Raw genomic sequence first — 14,941 nt, forward strand, 5'->3', positions numbered from 1 at the left:
GTCACAGAGAGAGACGCTCGGGTCAGCGGCGAGAGGCCGGGCGCATCTCTTTGACGACGACATCGCCGTCGATCAGGATCGGCTCGTCGTCGAGGAACAGGCTGCAGCCGCGCATGGGTATGTCCAGGTGGCAGGGGGTGTCATTGGGGCCGCCCAGCTCGCTGTTCGGCCCGCTCGAGAACAGCACGTTGCCGAAGAACGAGCGCAGCTCCATGCCGATACCGCCCGGGAACGAGGTCAGCCCGTGCCACTGGGCGCGCTCGTCGAGGCCCCAGCCGATATGCGACACGCCATAGCCCCGCGGATCGCCGAAGGAGTCCATGTAGGACTTGATCAGCTGCGCATCGAGCCCGCCACGGATGTCCTGGATGACGCCCTTCTCGATCGTGTAGGTGACGGGGTTGGTGACGTAGCTGTTGAAGGGCAGCAGCACATCGCCCGGCGCCAGCACGATCTGCCCGTCGACGCCGTCATCGGCACCGCCGGTGAAGACGAAGGCCGCCGGCCAATGGTCCCAGCGCCCGGGCTGATCCGTGTAGCCGTACTCGCTGATGGTGGGGTATTTGCCGATCTTGTAGGTGATGTCGGTGCCCTGGCGGCTGGTGATGCGCATCACGCGCGCCTTGGAGAGGAGCTCCGCGCCGATCTCCACCCGCTCGCGAAGCTCCTTGGTGGGAAAGAGGCGCGCCAGCAGCGGGGCGGGCTCGATCGCGGTCAGAACCCGGGTCCCGGCCGCCTGGATCGCCATCTGTTCCTTGCTGAAGAGCAGGAAGATCAGGTCGACGAGCATGTCGGCTCGCTTCAGCACTTCCACCGCCTCGGGATTGTCCGCAAGCGGCGTGACGCCGACCGCCCACTGACCGCTGCGGTATCCCGCCATGGGCATCCGCAGGTGATAGGTCTTGGCCCCTAGTTCCTGTGCGGCATTGAGAAAGGCATCCGCATAGTCGAGACGCTCATGGCCCCGCGACAGGACGGCCACTGTCTCGCCCTCATGGACCCCGCTCAGCTCGAGCTGGGCCCGGCACATTTGATTGAGGATGCTTTGGTCCATGGCGGTCTCTTTTTCCCTTGTCGTGATTGCGTCTCAACCGCGCTTCGCGGCGATCAACGGCCGCAGAACGTCGAAGAAGCCGGAGAAATTGTCCCAGGGCACCATGTGGCCCGCATCGGGAACGCGGATGATGGGGATCGACGGGTTGGCGGCCGCGAGATCGGCCGCCGCCTGGGGCGGGACCACAGGACTGTCGCCGCCGCGGATCAGGGCGGCGGGGCGCGTGATCTGCCGCCAATACTCGAAGAAGTCCTCCCGCTCGAAGCCCTCATGGGTCTCCAGCACCGCAGCCTCGTCGCAGGAAGCGAGGACCTCGGCGCGCAGCTGCAGCTCCCGCTCGGGCCATTTGGGGTAGAAGCGCCGCACCTCCTCGACAGTCGTTCCCCGCTTGGCCTCGCGGAGCTGCGTGAGGAAGGCCTCACGGCTGGTCGGATAAGGGCCGCGCCCGGGTCCGGATGTGGGCGGGTCCACCAGGATCAGAGGCCCGTGAGGATTGGGCCCATGCAGCACCGCGTAAGCGGCAGCGATGCGCGCGCCCAGTGAATGGCCGAGAACGATCGGCTGTCTCAGCCCCAACGCCCCGACGAGGCCCGCGACATCGGCTGCGAAATCGGCGAGCCGGTAGGATCCCGCCGGCGGAACGTCGGTGGCGCCCCGCCCTCGAAGATCCGGGACGACGACGCGCAAGCCCAGATCGGAGATCGGCTTGGCGACGAAGTCCGCCGTCGCGGCCGGGCTGGTGATCCCGGGCAGGATCAGGACCTCGCCCCGATCGCCGCCGGCATATTCCAGCAGATGATGCTGCAAGCCGTTCGCCCGAACCTTGATCGAGCGGCCCGAGATCGCGACGCTCATGCTGTCGCCCTCCGCGCAGGCGGAAGCGAGCCGAGCGCGGCCCCTGCCTCGGGCAACGCCGGTTCCAGCCCGAGAGCCAGCAAGATCTCCCGCGTCGTCGCGGTGGCCGCGGTGACGACCGGTAATCCGGTCTGATCCTGCACCGGCTGGACCGCGGGAAGGGACGGCATCTGCACGCAGGCGCTCAGCACGATGCCATCGACGGCGGCGAGCTTCAGCCGCGCGACATAGCCGGGAAGCGCTGCCGGATCCAGACGCCCGACCAGGAGATTGTCGGCCACCGAGAGGCTGATGCTGTCGGCGACCGTGATGCCGGACTTCTCCAGATAATCGATGACGAGCTTGGTCAGCGGCGGCATATAGGGGGCGACGACCGCCACGCGCTTCAGGCCGAGCTGGCCCAGCGTCCGCACCAGGGCGCCAGCGCTGCTCACGACCGGCGTCCGCTTGGCGCTCGCCTCGAGCGCGATGTCGCCCAGGCGCTTCTCGATGGCGATATGAGCGCCTGCCCCGCGCGACATCAGGGCCACGAGACAGGCATAGGCGATGACATCGACCCGCGCATCGGCGACCTCCGCTGCGCAACGCTCCCCGTCATTGACCATGGCGGCCAGCGATTCGACATCGACGGTATGCAGGCGCGCCCGGCTGGAATGGAAGGTCCATCCCGTGCCATGCCGCTCCGCATGGCGGCGCAGCATCTCGGGGATCTCCGTTTCCATGGTCACGTTGGAGCTGGGAACGATCAATCCGATCCGCTTCATCTCGATCACCGGTCCTGTCGGTTGCGGGCGGGCCAGGAGCACATCAATGCGCCCCGAGCCGCCATAGAATGACCAATCCCACCACGGTCGCGGCGCCGCTGAGGAGCGCCGCAACCTTGACCCAGGGATCGCGTTCCGGCGCGATCCGTACCGGAGCGCCGACCTCCTCCCCGCGGCGGGTCGCGTCCCGCGCCATCGCCTCGGCCGCGGGTGGCGGCGGGACGACGGCACCGTTCACGGGTGGCGCGGCATTGCCCGAGAGAACCCTCTCCAGATTCTTCGCAAACTCGGCCGTCACCTTCTCGGCCTGCTTCGCGATCACCTTCTGCCCGACGCTGCCGAGCACGCCGGCAAAAGCCGCTTCGCCTTCCACCACCACCTGCGTCCCGTCTCCCACGGCATTCAGGAGCACGGTGTTCGTGGCGCGGAAGTTGCCGACGGCGCCTCGCACCGCCTTGCCCGTGGAGGTGAACTGGATCTTCTGCTCGCGCACGCGCTCGACGATCTGCACCCGGGCCTCGAACGTCGCCGCCATCGGGCCGAGCCTCTGGGTGGCGAGAACGGTAAGGTTGTCGTCGTCCAGGAGCGCGACCTTCTCGACGCCGGGGATGCATTCCGCGACGCGCGCGGGCTGCTCGAAGAACCCCCACAGCGTCGCCACTCCTTCGGCCACGTGGAATTCCTGGCGAAACTTCACCTGATACCTCTCCGGATTGAGACGTCAGCCCTGCGCGGAGGCGCGCAGATCCTGCAGCGCTCTCCTGACATAGATGGGCGCGAGGTGCCTTCGATATTCCGCCGACGCCCGGATATCGCTCGATGGATCGATGACGGCGAGCGCTGCCTCGCCCGCAGCCGAGATGTCCCGATCCGTCAGGGGGCTGCCTTCCAGACAGGCGGCGGCCTCGGCGGCGAGAACGGGCGTGTCATTGAGGCCGCCGAGGCCCAGCCGGATGTCCCGCCATCGGCCGTCCGACGAGAGGTTTCCGGTGGCGGCCACCGACAGCACCGCGAAGTCGTTGTGGCGCCGGCAAAGCTCGCGGAACGCGAAATGTCGCGGATGCTTCGGGAACACGACCTCCGTGAGCAGCTCGTCGGCCTCCAGCGCGGCCGCATAAGGCCCGCTGTAGAAGGCCGTCATCGGTATCTCGCGCAAGCCACCGCGGCCGGCCACCCTGACCCTGGCCCCAAGCACCAGGCAGCCCAGCGGCATCTCGCCCGTCGGATCTCCCTGCACCAGGCTGCCGCCGATCGTTCCGCGGTTGCGAACCTGCCGATCGCCGACGAAACGCACCATGCGCGCCAGCAGCGGAAGCCGCTCGGCCACCAGCGTCGATCTCTCCAGCGTCACATAGCGGACCATTGCGCCGACCACGGTCTCCTCGCCGTTCGGCTGCACGCGATCCAGCCCCGCAAGCCCGTTGATGTCGATCAGGGCGGAAGGTCGCCAGAGCCGCATGTTGAGCATGGGCATGAGGCTCTGGCCGCCGGCGAGGATTCGCGCACCGCCCTCATGCTCCGCCAGGAAGCCCACCGCTTCGTCGATCGAGCCGGCCGCGTGATAGATGAAATCGGCCGCCTTCACCGCGTTCCCCCCATCGTCCGGACTCCCGACAATCGGGCGAGAACATGCTCGACGGGAGACTTCGCGGCCGTGACGAGCCCCGGCGCCGCCCGCCGGCTCCAGACCGTCTCGGGCCGGACCTGCAGGATCTTCACCTCGTCCCGCTCGCTGACGGCCCATTCGATGTCCTGCGGCGCACCGCGGCGCTGCTCGATGCGCTTGGCCAGCGCCGCCAGCTCCAGGACATGCTTGTCGGCGATGCAGACGGCCTCCTGTCTTTCCGGCTCGATCGCCGTAAGGCCGACGGCGCCCGCTTCCGGGTCGAAGCGGTACTCCTGAGTCTGGAGGGCGGGCTTTCGCTTGACGATCTCGAAGGTCACCTTGTCGATGGTGAACTGGGTGGGCGTGATGTCGCCCTTGACCACGCCTTCGCCCAGTCCCCAGCAGGCTTCGAGCACGATCTTGGACCTGTCGCCATTGATCGGGTCGAGCGTGAACATCACGCCGGCCGCGCGTGCCGGCACCATCTGCTGGATCCCGACGCAGATGCCGAAATCCCGGGTCGTGACGACGGCATTGCCGTCCTGACGGTAGGACAGCACGGCCTCTCCGAACATGCTCGCCCAGCAGGACCGCATATGGCGAAGCAGCGAATCGGCGCCGCAGATCCACAGATAGGTGTCGTACTGGCCGGCGAAGCTGGCACCCGCCAGGTCTTCGGATTCGCCGCTCGAGCGCACCGCGACCGGCACCGAGGCCATGCCCGTCCTTTGCTCCAGCAGAGCGTAGTTCTCACGCACCTCCCCTTCGAGGTCGGGCGGCAGGGGCGCCGAGGCGATGGCGCCGAGAAGCGTTGCCGTCTCGTTCTTGATCTGCGACAGAGCCAGCTTGGGCGCCGTCTCGCGCACTCGCCGGGCCTCGTTCACCAGGCCAGCATGATCCATGAAGCGCCGGTAGGCGGCAGTGGTGATCCCGAACCCCGATGGCACGGCAAATCCGCCGGCCGTCATCTCGGCCAGGCTGGAGAACTTGCCGCCGAGGATCGGATTGCCGGGCGCCGTCTCGTGATCCAGCCACAGAATGAACGGGATCCCGTTCATCGGCCCACCCTCTCGACGACGGATACGATGCCCTTGTTGCCGTCGACCTCGATCAGATCGCCGGTACGAATGGTCGTGGTCGCGTAGCCGACGCCGACGACAGCCGGCAGACCATACTCGCGCGAGATGATCGCGGTATGGGCCATCATGCCGCCCACATCGGAGACCGCCGCCGAGATATGCGGAAACACCGGCGCCCAGCTGGGAGCGGTGATGCGGCAGACCAGGATCTCCCCCTCCTGGACCTCGTAAAGCTGCTCGGAGTCGGTGATGACGCGGGCGCGCGCCGTGACCTTGCCCGCCGACGCGGCCACGCCGCGCAGCTGATTTCCGCCGGCGGATGGATCCACCCCGAGCCATTCCTGGACGGTCTCCTGGGTGATTCCCCAGAGCATGATCGTCAAGGGCTCGGTGATCGATTCGGGCGGCGCGCCCAGGGCCGGCGGCGGCGACCATTTCGACAGCGCATCGCGGATCTTGCGGCGCCGGGCGACGATCGGACGCCAATAGATCTCGCCGCGCGATTGCGAGCCCGTGCCCCATCCGATCAGCAGATCGTAGAGCGCATCGTAGAGCTCGTGGCGATGCAGATAGAAGACGTCCTCGCGGTCGTCGAAGAAGTTGTGCGCGACGAACACGTCGCCCAGCTCGCGGACCTTCGACCAGAAGATCGAGTGGTGCCAGTGCTCGACGTAGAAATTGTGGTCCTCGACGAAGGGGAACACCTTGCGCGTGAGCTGGACCAGCCCGTCGAACGCTTCCCGGTCCTGATCCGTGGGGAGCAGCGCGCGATACTCCTCGGTTACCCTGGCGCGCCGCTCGAGGATGGCGGCCAGAGGACGTCGGATCTCCTCGCCGCGGCGCAGCGCCTCGATATAGCCCCGCATCGCCATGAGCGGCAGGCGCAGGTCGTTGATCCAGACCGGATCCGAGTGGGTGTAGCCGACGCCGGTCGAGAACCAGAACCAGGGATCCTTCGCGGCATCGAAGGCAGCGAGCCAGCGGCTTCCGCCTGCGGCCTTCTTCATGGCGGCCAGCATGTCCTCGGGTTGCGGGTGATCGAGGAGGATATCGGCGACTTTGAGCTCGACCGCCAGCTCGGCCAGGCGCCGCAGCTCGTCGTCGGGCCGGAACAACAGGATGTCGATCCCCGACACCATGTTGGTGATGGTCTGATCGGTGATGCCCGGAAACGCCTGCTGGCAGAACTCGCGGAAGGTCAGATAGGCACCATAGCCGAGATTGAGCATCTCGAAATGGTACGAGCCCATCTCGAAGAGGTTCTCGATCAGCCGGTTGTATTTGGTCAGCAGGTCATAGGAGGAATAGACGCCGCGATGCGTGAAGACGCTTTCTTCAGGCTCGATCTCCGGCAGGGGGCGGAACTCGATCGCCTTCAGGCGATGGATGCAATCCTTGGCCTTCTCGATCCATTCGCCATAGATCGCGTCCCAGTTCTCGAAATAGTGGCCGGCACGGCGTGCGAAATGCTCCTGCCGCTCGGCGATCTTCTTCGGGTCGGTGACCCCGTTGGGGCTGATATAGAGATAGCCGTTGATGATGCGATGATCGATGCCCAAGGCCAGAGGGATTGGCCAGACCCGGCTTGCCATCTGGCTCGCCGCCACCCACCAGTTCTCCGTCATGATGGTGTCGAAGGGGCAGATGGGCTTCGGATTGTGCATCCCGTCGAAGAACCAGAACTTGCCCTCTTCCAGCTGCCGGCGTTCCGGGCTGATCAGCGCATAATAGGGATAGAGCTCCTCCCAACCCTCGGCACCTTCGGGGGTCCGCAGGTCGAACGGGCTTGCAAATCGCTTGTTCGACGAAGGCTCGGCTGCGCGCGCGTCCCGCCGCACCGAATTGCTTCTGGCCGTCTCGTTCATGCTTCCTCCCCTTTTTTGCCCATTCATTCGTTTGCAGGGACGCTTCGGTCCCCTTGGCTCTTATCGCAGCAGCCCTTGGACGGTCTCGATGTAGCCCAGCACCTCGTCGAGCGAGATCACATCCGCATATTTCTGGCCCATGTCGAACAGGTTCGCCTGATGGGGGGCGCTCGCCCGATCCGCCACGCATTCTTCCGGAACGAGGACGTCATAGCCGTGCTGCACGGCATCGACGACGCTGGCCCGGACGCAACCGCTCGTCGTGGCGCCGGTCACGATGAGCGTGTCCGCGCGCCATGACGCCACGAGGCCGGCGAGATTCGTGCCAAAGAAGGCCGAGGCGCCCGCCTTCACCAGCAACGGCTCTTCCACCCGCCTGCCCAGGCGCTCGTCGATCTCGATCAGCCGGGTGCCATGACGCAGCGCGGCCATGCCGGGCGCCTTGCGCAGCCACGCCAGGGCGCGGGCCTGGCCCTCGTCATAGCCGATCGTCGTGAAGACGATGGGAACCGAGCGCTTGCGGCCGGCATCGAGCAGCCGGCGGGTCGCGACGACCTGCGCCGTCATGTCGGCGGCCGTCGGATAGGACGTGTCGGTGAAGCCGTAGCTGAAGTCGACGACCAGGATCGCAGGTCGCGGGCCGCGGGATACCCGCCGTCCGAAGCCGGCCGTCTCGTAAATCCGACTCGTCGCCTGCGAAGCCATCATGCCTTCCCTGCTCGACACGAGAAGCCTTGCCCGGATGCCGCCCCGTGTAATAGGATATTCAGGATGGTATACCAATATACCGGTGGTCGCAAGTTTCGATTCCAGAAAAGGGACGACCGGTTCATCGGGGGAAATCCGCCATGGCTCTGTCGGCCGTGAACCGCAGAGGACGCATCGCTGCAAGGCGGTGACGCAAGGCTGCGGCGAAAGCCGGCCAGGCGGCAAAGAACCAGCATAACGAAGGGAGGATCGCCATGTTTACGGAACAAGTATCCATACCGTATTTGCTGCTGAGCTTTATCTACACGATGGGCGCGATGAGCGTGCTCCTCGTGGTGGTCGGGCTCGGCTTCATCGATATGGGCCTGGTGCGGGCACGCAACGTGCTCGTGACCTGGGCCCAGAAGCTGACGGCGGCCGTCATCGCCGGTTTCGGCACATTGCTTTTCGGCTACGCGCTCTGGCAGTGGCAGTTCTATGAAGCGCTGGGGATTCCCAGCCCGCTGGCTCAGGCGCTGCGGGACTGGTGGATCGGCGGGCCTGCCAGCGGCACGATCTCGATACAGCTTGATCCCAAGCTCGTGCCGGAAGCCGATATCCAGCAGGTCTTCCTGGTGTTCTTCGTCACCTTCTCGATGGCCACGGCGGCGCTGATCCACAGCAGCGTGATCGAGCGCATCAAGAGCGCGCCCCTCTATGTCATGTCGCTCGTCGTGGGGTTGGTCCTGTCGCCCCTCGTCGGCTATCTGTGCTGGGGGCCGCTGTCGCCCTTGACGAACAACGGCGTGCATGACTTCGAGGGCGTCTTCCCGCTCTACATCTTCGCCGGCACCTGGGCGCTGGTGCTGGCCTGGCGGCTAGGGCCCCGTCGCGGCGCGTTCGGCCAGGACGTCAGCGGGATCAAGCCGACGCCCAGCAACTTCGGCCTGGTCGCCGTCGGCGTCCTGTTCATCTTCTTCGCCGTCCCCTTCATCTCGATCGGCTCGACCTGGATCCTTCCGGACAAGGGGGTCTATGGCATCTCCTTCACCCAGTCCGGCATCGGCGTGATCCTGGTGAACATCTTCGCCGCCGCGCTGACCGGCGGCTTTGTGGGCGCCATCATCGGCTGGGTTCGTCGCGAGGTGACCTGGGTCTTCCTCGGCCCCATTGCCGGTATCGTGATGGGCGGCACCCTCTTCGACATCGGCACCCCCCTGGAATCGATGCTCTTCGGCGCACTGGGGCCGTTCGTCGCGCTGGGGACGGCCAAGCTGGTGCGTGGCATGGGTATCGAGGAGCCCAAGGTCGTTCCCTTGGCTCTCGGGCCCGGTATCGCCGGCGCCATCCTCGTCGGCTTCGTCAAGTGGGGCACGCCCACTGGCGGTTTCCCGGGACTGGAGGGCGCCTACGCTCTGGGTCATGCGCAGATCAGCCCATGGTGGCAGCTGATCGGCGTCGTCGTGACGATGCTCGTCTCCGGCATTCCCGCCTTCATCCTGTGCCTTGTGCATGAGAAGGCTGGCGGGCTGCGGGTCAGCCCCGAAGCGGAGATCACGGGGCTCGACGACACCGTCTGGGGCGTCGAGAATTTCGGCGACGATCGCGCAAGAGGTGTCGTGCGCTCATAGCCGATATCCGATTTCGTCCTGCCCTCGGGCCCTGGCGGCAGATGCCGCCAGGGCCCATTTGCATTCGGGTTGCACCTCTATAGATGGAAATGTCATCATCGATGGACAATTGGAGGCGAGCGTGCGGCAGCCTCGCTCGTCGATGTGAAGGAGAGAGTTCCCGGATGCCCGACCTGTTGGGCGGACTGATCAACGGGCCCATGGCCACCCGCACCAGCGAAGGCATTGCCCATGTCATCCGCAGGGCGATTCTGGCGGGGATCCTCACTCCCGGGCAACCGTTGCGCGAACGTCAGCTCGCCGAAGAGCTGGGGGTGAGCCGGACCCCGATTCGCGAGGCCTTCTTCATCCTTCAAGGCGAAGGGCTGGTGGATCTGGTCCCCAGCCGCTATGCGCGCGTTCGGCACGTATCCTCGAACGACATCGCGCAGATCTACTCGCTGCGGCGCGTGCTGGAATCCTATGCCGTGCGTTGCGCGGCCGAGCAGCAGGACACCGCGAAGCTGAATCAGGCTGCCGACGCTCTGGCCGTTCAGATCCGCATCGGCACGTCGGGATCGGCGATCGATCAGGCGCAGGCCGACCTCGCCTTTCACGAGGCGGTCGCCGCCGCAGCCGGGAGCCAGCTGCTCCTGACGATCGTGCATCAAGTCCTGGCGGTGACGGTGACGCTGCGATCGCGCTACAAGTATTCGCCCACGCGGGTGAAGCAGGTCTGCCGCGAGCATGAGGCCATCTTCGACGCCATCCGGGCAGGCGATCCCGACGCAGCCGAGGCGCTGATGGAAGAGCACATCCAGGGCTCCAGCAAGCTCGCCTTCAAGCACCTCCAGAAGATGGAGAAGGCCGAGGACGCGGAGAGCGGCGAGGGCATGCCCTCACTACACCGTCGTGCCGGCGAGAGGGCTTGAGCCGCCCCTCTCATTCCTGTCATCGCCGGACTTGATCCGGCGATCCAGGGCAACCGCGAAAACGGCGCAGGGTGGCCCTGGATGCCCGCGTCAAGCGCGGGCATGACAGACAGGGGAGGATCCGCCTACCCTCGCCGTCGCCTAGCGCGGCGCGCCTCGCCTTCGGCACCGGCCGCCACTTCCTTCGGCGGCGGCAGCGTCACCACCTTCGACAGGTTCTCGTGGCTCGCAGTCTTGTGCGGGATCGCCATGGCCTCGACGAAATGCTGCTGGAACATCGGCTCGACCGCGGTCTCGACCTTCTCGACCTGCTTCACCACGCGCGCGATCTCGTCGCGGGATTTGAGGTTGAGGAGCGCGATGCGGGCACCGGTGCCCGCGGCGTTGCCGGCCGAGGTCACCTTGGCCAGATCGCAGTCCGGGATCATGCCGAGGATCATCGCGTATTTGACGTCGATATGGCTGCCGAAGGCGCCCGCCAGCGTGATCCGCTCGGGCTTGTCGATGCCGAGCTTGTCCATGAGGAGCCTGGCACCGGCATAGAGCGCCGCCTTGGCGAGCTGGATCGCGCGCACGTCGTTCTGCGTGATGCGGATGGTGGGCTCGCCCTCACGCAAGAGATAGGAGAAGGTGCGGCCTTCGGCCTGGATGCGCGGACTCCTGGCCGCCATGGCGCCATCGATTACGCCATCCTGGTTGATGATGCCGGCGAGATACATCTCGGCCAAGGCCTCGATGATGCCCGAGCCGCAGATGCCGGTGACGCCGGTCTGCGCCGTGTCCTCGGCAAAGCCCGGCTCGTTCGACCATTTGTCGGAGCCGATCACCTTGAACCTGGGCTCGAGCGTCTCGGGATCGATGCGCACGCGCTCGATGGCGCCGGGGGCGGCGCGCTGGCCGCCCGAGATCTGCGCACCCTCGAAGGCGGGGCCCGTCGGCGAGGAGGCCGCGAGCAGCCGGTCGCGGTTGCCCAGCACGATCTCGGCATTGGTGCCGACATCGACGATGAGCGTCATCTCGGCCGACATATGCGGTGATTCCGACAGGATCACGCCGGCCGTGTCGGCGCCGACATGGCCCGCGATGCAGGGCAGCACGAAGATGCGCGCGTTGGGATGGACCTGGAGATCGATCTCGGAGGCCCAGATCGTGATCGGCCCGTCGGTGGCGAGCGCGAAGGGCGCCCCGCCCAGCTCGGTCGGATCGATGCCGAGCAGCAGGTGATGCATGATCGGGTTGCCGACGAAGGTGACCTCGAGAATGTTGGTCTTCTCGATCCCGGCTTCCTTCGCCACGTTCTCGGCCAGCTCGTTCAAGGCGGTGCGCACCGCCTTGGTCATCTCGACGTCGCCGCCGGGATTCATCATCACGTAGGAGACGCGGCTCATCAGATCCTCGCCGAAGCGGATCTGCGGATTCATCATGCCCGAGGAGGCGACCACCTCGCCGGTGGCGAGATCGCAGAGATGGCCGGCGATGGTGGTGGAGCCGATATCGACCGCGAGCCCGAAGGCGCGGTCATGGAAGCCCGGCCAGACCGCCGTGATCTGCTTCTTCTGATGCACCGCGACGGTCGCGGTCCAGTTGCCCTGGCGCAGCGCCTTCTGCAGATGCTGGATCACGCGCAGGTCGGTATCGAGGCCCTTGAGGTCCCACTGCGAGGCGAGCGCCTGCTCGAGCCGCTGCAGGTCGCCCGAGGGATCGTGCATGTTGGGCTCGGCCACCTCGACATAGTGGAGCGTCACCACCGGATCGAGCTCGATCGCGCGCATCTCGGCGCGCTTGCGCACCACCTGCTTGTGGACCTGGCTGTCGGGCGGCACGTCGATGACGACGTCGCCCTGGACGCGCGTCGAGCAGGAGAGGCGCCGCCCCTCGGCCAGCCCCTTGCGCTCGGCATAGCGCCGCTCGACCTCGCCGAAGGCGGTCAGATGCGAGGCCTCGGACTTGACGCCGAGCTTCATGAACTCGCCCTCGGCGACCAGCACCTGGCAGCGCCCGCAGATGCCGCGCCCGCCGCAGACGGAATCGATATCGACCCCGAGCTTGCGCGCGGCCTGCAGCACCGGCGTGCCGATCGCGAACCGGCCGCGCTTGCCGGAGGGCATGAAGACAACGAGTGCGTCTTGGGTGGGCGCCATGATGACTGGAGTTACTGTGTTCGAGATCGAGGGAGCGGCCCACCCCCCACCCCAACCTCCCCCTCAAGGGGGGAGGGGAAGGAAGCAAGAGTGGGCTCGAATCTTTTGCATAGAGGCAAAGGGAATCGCGGCAGGGCATCGCCCCGCAAACAGAACCCCTCCCCCCTTGAGGGGAAGGCTGGGGTGGAGGGTGCTGCAGTCTCGCTCAAAGTAGGACCGGCGCTGCTCCGCCGCTCACACCGCTTCCGAGGTCGCACCCGCCGCGCGGCGGCGGCGGTTCTCGCGGCCGCCGCGAGCACCCTGGGCCTGGCCCTCGGCGCCCGGCGCTGCCGGCTCGCGGAACTTCTGGATCCAGCGCATGCAGTTCTCGTCATGGCCCATGGCCACGTCGGCGGCCGAGATCGCCGTCATCTCCTCGGGCCGCAGCGGATTCATGATCGCCGAGGTCATGCCGGCGCCGGCCAGCATCGCCAGGAACGAGGCGTTGAGGCCGTGGCGATTGGGCAGGCCGAAAGAGAAATTCGAGGCGCCGCAGCAGGTATTGACCTTGAGCTCCTCGCGCAGGCGGCGCACCAGGCGAAACACCTGGACGCCGGCATCGTTGAGGGCGCCCACCGGCATCACCAGCGGATCCACCACCACGTCGGCGGCGGGGATGCCGAAATCCATCGCGCGATGGACGATCTTCTTGGCGACCTCGTAGCGCACGTCCGGATCGGGCGAGATGCCGGTCTCGTCGTTCGAGATGGCGATGACGGCGGCGCCGTATTTCTTCACCAGCGGCAGCACGACCTCGAGCCGCTCCTCCTCGCCCGTGACCGAGTTGAGCAGCGCCTTGCCCTTGTAGACCTTGAGGCCGGCCTCGAGCGCGGCCACGATCGAGCTGTCGATCGAGAGCGGCACGTCGGTCAGGGACTGCACGAGCTGGATCGATTCCGCGAGGATCGCCGGCTCGTCGGCCAGCGGGATGCCGGCATTGACGTCCAGCATATGGGCGCCCGCCTCGACCTGCGCGATCGCGTCGGCGCGCACGCGGCTATAGTCGCCGGCCGCCATCTCGGCCGCGAGCAGCTTGCGGCCCGTCGGGTTGATGCGCTCGCCGATCACGCAGAAGGGGCGATCGAAGCCGATCACGACTTCCTTGGTCGCGGAGCTGACGACGGTGTGGGTCATGGGAAGGGACGTCCTTTCGGGGAGGTTCCAGCCGGCACCAAAGCCGGTGGAATTTAGGAGGCCTTGGCGGTTTCGACCAGTGAGAAACCGGTGCCCGCGCGATCGAGCGCGAAATGCCCGGCCTTCACGGTGTTGAACCAGGTGCAGGTCTTGGCGAAGCCGCCGAAGGGATAGAGATGGATGCCGTCGAGCTGGCCGGCCGTGTCCCTGGCCTTGAACTCGGCCAGCCCGGCCAGAAGCTCGTCCGGCGTCTGCACGGTCAGGAGCTTGGCAATATTGGCCGCCTGGCGCGTGATCACGCGCATCGAGGGGCCGATGCCGCATTCCTGGGCAAAGCGCAGCAGGGTCTTGATGCTGGCGGGGCCGGGCACGCCGATGCGCACCGGCAGGGTCACGCCATTGTCGGTGAGCCACTTCATCCAGGCCATGACCGGCTCGGCCTCGAAGCAGAACTGGGTGACGAGATACATGGAGAGACCGCGGTCGGCGGCCCAGCGGGCCTTCCCCAGGGTGTGGCTCTTGACCGCCTCGGGCGTGATGTCGGGCGTGCCCTCGGGATGCCCGGCGATGCCGATCTTGCGGATGCCGTGCTGCTCGAAGAGGCCGGTCTCGAGCAGTTCGATCGCGGCGTCGAACAGGCCGAGCGGCTTGCGGACGCCGCCGCCGACCACGAGCGCCTGGGTCACGCCCGCCTCGTCATGGAGCCGCCCCAGATAGGTCTCGAGCGCCTCGCGGCTCGGGATCGAGCGGGCGGCGATATGCGGCACCGGCACCATGCCCTCGTCCTTGAGGCGGCGCGCGGTCGCGACCGTGTCGTTGTAATCCGTGCCGGGCAGGAAGGTGACGTTGACGCAGGTCCCCGGCGGCAGGAGCGCCTTGAAGCTCTCGACCTTCACCGCGGTGCCGGGGGTGGTCTCGATGGAGTAATCGCGCATGAGCGCGATGATCTGCTGCGCGGTCGCCATGGGCCTTGGTTCCTGCTGCCTGGTTCCGTCCGGCGGGAAACGGGGTTCGAGCCTGCCGGCGGGCGCCCTGACAATCCTCCCAAGGGCTTGCCGGGACGCGCCGGACAACGCCGTCCATCGGTCCGAAAACGACATGGGCCGGAGAGGCGCCAAATCCCCGAAGGGACCCTTCCCCGCGCTGCCGCATGACCCCGCCAAACCGGCCCTCAG

General features: G+C 66.7%; 13 protein-coding genes. 2 read left to right on the forward strand and 11 right to left on the reverse strand.

All coding sequences use genetic code 11. The features are described from left to right. Positions 1-22: 22 nt before the first annotated feature. From FRZ61_RS23060 to FRZ61_RS23095, 8 genes are read right to left on the reverse strand one after another with little or no spacing between them, the layout of a single operon-like run. Positions 23-1,054: a M29 family metallopeptidase gene (locus FRZ61_RS23060; RefSeq protein WP_151119945.1), complete on the reverse strand. Its 1,032-nt coding sequence runs from the start codon at positions 1,052-1,054 to the stop codon at positions 23-25. 33 nt (positions 1,055-1,087) lie between these two features. Continuing rightward, positions 1,088-1,909 carry an alpha/beta fold hydrolase gene (locus tag FRZ61_RS23065; protein ID WP_151119946.1) on the reverse strand — a complete coding sequence of 274 codons (822 nt, stop codon included), beginning with the start codon at positions 1,907-1,909 and terminating at the stop codon, positions 1,088-1,090. Beyond that, positions 1,906-2,673, reverse strand: a complete 768-nt coding sequence (locus FRZ61_RS23070; RefSeq protein WP_151119947.1) for a maleate cis-trans isomerase family protein — start codon at positions 2,671-2,673, stop codon at positions 1,906-1,908. Before FRZ61_RS23070 ends, FRZ61_RS23065 begins: the two co-directional genes overlap by 4 nt. A 43-nt stretch (positions 2,674-2,716) precedes the next feature. After that, positions 2,717-3,370, reverse strand: a complete 654-nt coding sequence (locus FRZ61_RS23075; protein ID WP_151119948.1) for a CoxG family protein — start codon at positions 3,368-3,370, stop codon at positions 2,717-2,719. 24 nt (positions 3,371-3,394) lie between these two features. Continuing rightward, entirely contained in the window at positions 3,395-4,258 is an 864-nt protein-coding gene (locus FRZ61_RS23080; protein WP_151119949.1) for an FAD binding domain-containing protein, read from the reverse strand. Continuing rightward, positions 4,255-5,337 carry a PEP/pyruvate-binding domain-containing protein gene (locus FRZ61_RS23085; protein ID WP_151119950.1) on the reverse strand — a complete coding sequence of 361 codons (1,083 nt, stop codon included), beginning with the start codon at positions 5,335-5,337 and terminating at the stop codon, positions 4,255-4,257. Before FRZ61_RS23085 ends, FRZ61_RS23080 begins: the two co-directional genes overlap by 4 nt. Further along, positions 5,334-7,223, reverse strand: a complete 1,890-nt coding sequence (locus FRZ61_RS23090; protein ID WP_151119951.1) for a PEP-utilizing enzyme — start codon at positions 7,221-7,223, stop codon at positions 5,334-5,336. The genes FRZ61_RS23085 and FRZ61_RS23090 overlap by 4 nt, the downstream gene beginning before the upstream one ends. A 60-nt stretch (positions 7,224-7,283) precedes the next feature. Beyond that, positions 7,284-7,931 carry an isochorismatase family protein gene (locus FRZ61_RS23095; RefSeq protein WP_225308965.1) on the reverse strand — a complete coding sequence of 216 codons (648 nt, stop codon included), beginning with the start codon at positions 7,929-7,931 and terminating at the stop codon, positions 7,284-7,286. A 317-nt stretch (positions 7,932-8,248) separates the two neighbouring features. Here FRZ61_RS23095 and FRZ61_RS23100 point away from each other — a divergent pair, with 317 nt between their 5' ends. Next, a complete protein-coding gene (locus tag FRZ61_RS23100) occupies positions 8,249-9,541 on the forward strand; it encodes an ammonium transporter (protein WP_225308966.1) in 1,293 nt (430 codons plus the stop codon). 164 nt (positions 9,542-9,705) lie between these two features. After that, positions 9,706-10,452, forward strand: coding sequence for a GntR family transcriptional regulator (locus tag FRZ61_RS23105; RefSeq protein ID WP_191909175.1), 747 nt, complete (start codon positions 9,706-9,708; stop codon positions 10,450-10,452). A gap of 125 nt (positions 10,453-10,577) precedes the next feature. Here FRZ61_RS23105 and FRZ61_RS23110 read toward each other — a convergent pair whose 3' ends face one another. From FRZ61_RS23110 to FRZ61_RS23120, 3 genes are all read right to left on the reverse strand, one after another. Next, positions 10,578-12,593 (reverse strand): ASKHA domain-containing protein, encoded by a 2,016-nt coding sequence (locus FRZ61_RS23110; protein ID WP_151119954.1) that lies wholly within the window; start codon positions 12,591-12,593, stop codon positions 10,578-10,580. 234 nt (positions 12,594-12,827) lie between these two features. Then, complete coding sequence (locus tag FRZ61_RS23115) at positions 12,828-13,766, reverse strand: methyltetrahydrofolate cobalamin methyltransferase (protein ID WP_151119955.1); 939 nt, start codon at positions 13,764-13,766, stop codon at positions 12,828-12,830. A gap of 53 nt (positions 13,767-13,819) precedes the next feature. Continuing rightward, entirely contained in the window at positions 13,820-14,731 is a 912-nt protein-coding gene (locus FRZ61_RS23120; RefSeq protein WP_151119956.1) for a methylenetetrahydrofolate reductase, read from the reverse strand. Between the last annotated feature and the right edge of the window lie 210 nt (positions 14,732-14,941).

This window comes from Hypericibacter adhaerens (genome assembly GCF_008728835.1).
GTDB classification, from domain to species: Bacteria; Pseudomonadota; Alphaproteobacteria; order Dongiales; family Dongiaceae; genus Hypericibacter; species Hypericibacter adhaerens.

Excerpts from the sequence above, each read along its gene's own strand:
- FRZ61_RS23060 (WP_151119945.1), bottom strand. The coding sequence starts at position 1,054 with ATGGACCAAAGCATCCTCAATCAAATGTGCCGGGCCCAGCTCGAGCTG.
- FRZ61_RS23100 (WP_225308966.1), top strand. The coding sequence starts at position 8,249 with ATGAGCGTGCTCCTCGTGGTGGTCGGGCTCGGCTTCATCGATATGGGC.
- FRZ61_RS23070 (WP_151119947.1), bottom strand. The coding sequence starts at position 2,673 with ATGAAGCGGATCGGATTGATCGTTCCCAGCTCCAACGTGACCATGGAA.
- FRZ61_RS23095 (WP_225308965.1), bottom strand. The coding sequence starts at position 7,931 with ATGATGGCTTCGCAGGCGACGAGTCGGATTTACGAGACGGCCGGCTTC.
- FRZ61_RS23090 (WP_151119951.1), bottom strand. The coding sequence starts at position 7,223 with ATGAACGAGACGGCCAGAAGCAATTCGGTGCGGCGGGACGCGCGCGCA.
- FRZ61_RS23110 (WP_151119954.1), bottom strand. The coding sequence starts at position 12,593 with ATGGCGCCCACCCAAGACGCACTCGTTGTCTTCATGCCCTCCGGCAAG.
- FRZ61_RS23115 (WP_151119955.1), bottom strand. The coding sequence starts at position 13,766 with ATGACCCACACCGTCGTCAGCTCCGCGACCAAGGAAGTCGTGATCGGC.
- FRZ61_RS23085 (WP_151119950.1), bottom strand. The coding sequence starts at position 5,337 with ATGAACGGGATCCCGTTCATTCTGTGGCTGGATCACGAGACGGCGCCC.
- FRZ61_RS23105 (WP_191909175.1), top strand. The coding sequence starts at position 9,706 with ATGCCCGACCTGTTGGGCGGACTGATCAACGGGCCCATGGCCACCCGC.
- FRZ61_RS23120 (WP_151119956.1), bottom strand. The coding sequence starts at position 14,731 with ATGGCGACCGCGCAGCAGATCATCGCGCTCATGCGCGATTACTCCATC.
- FRZ61_RS23065 (WP_151119946.1), bottom strand. The coding sequence starts at position 1,909 with ATGAGCGTCGCGATCTCGGGCCGCTCGATCAAGGTTCGGGCGAACGGC.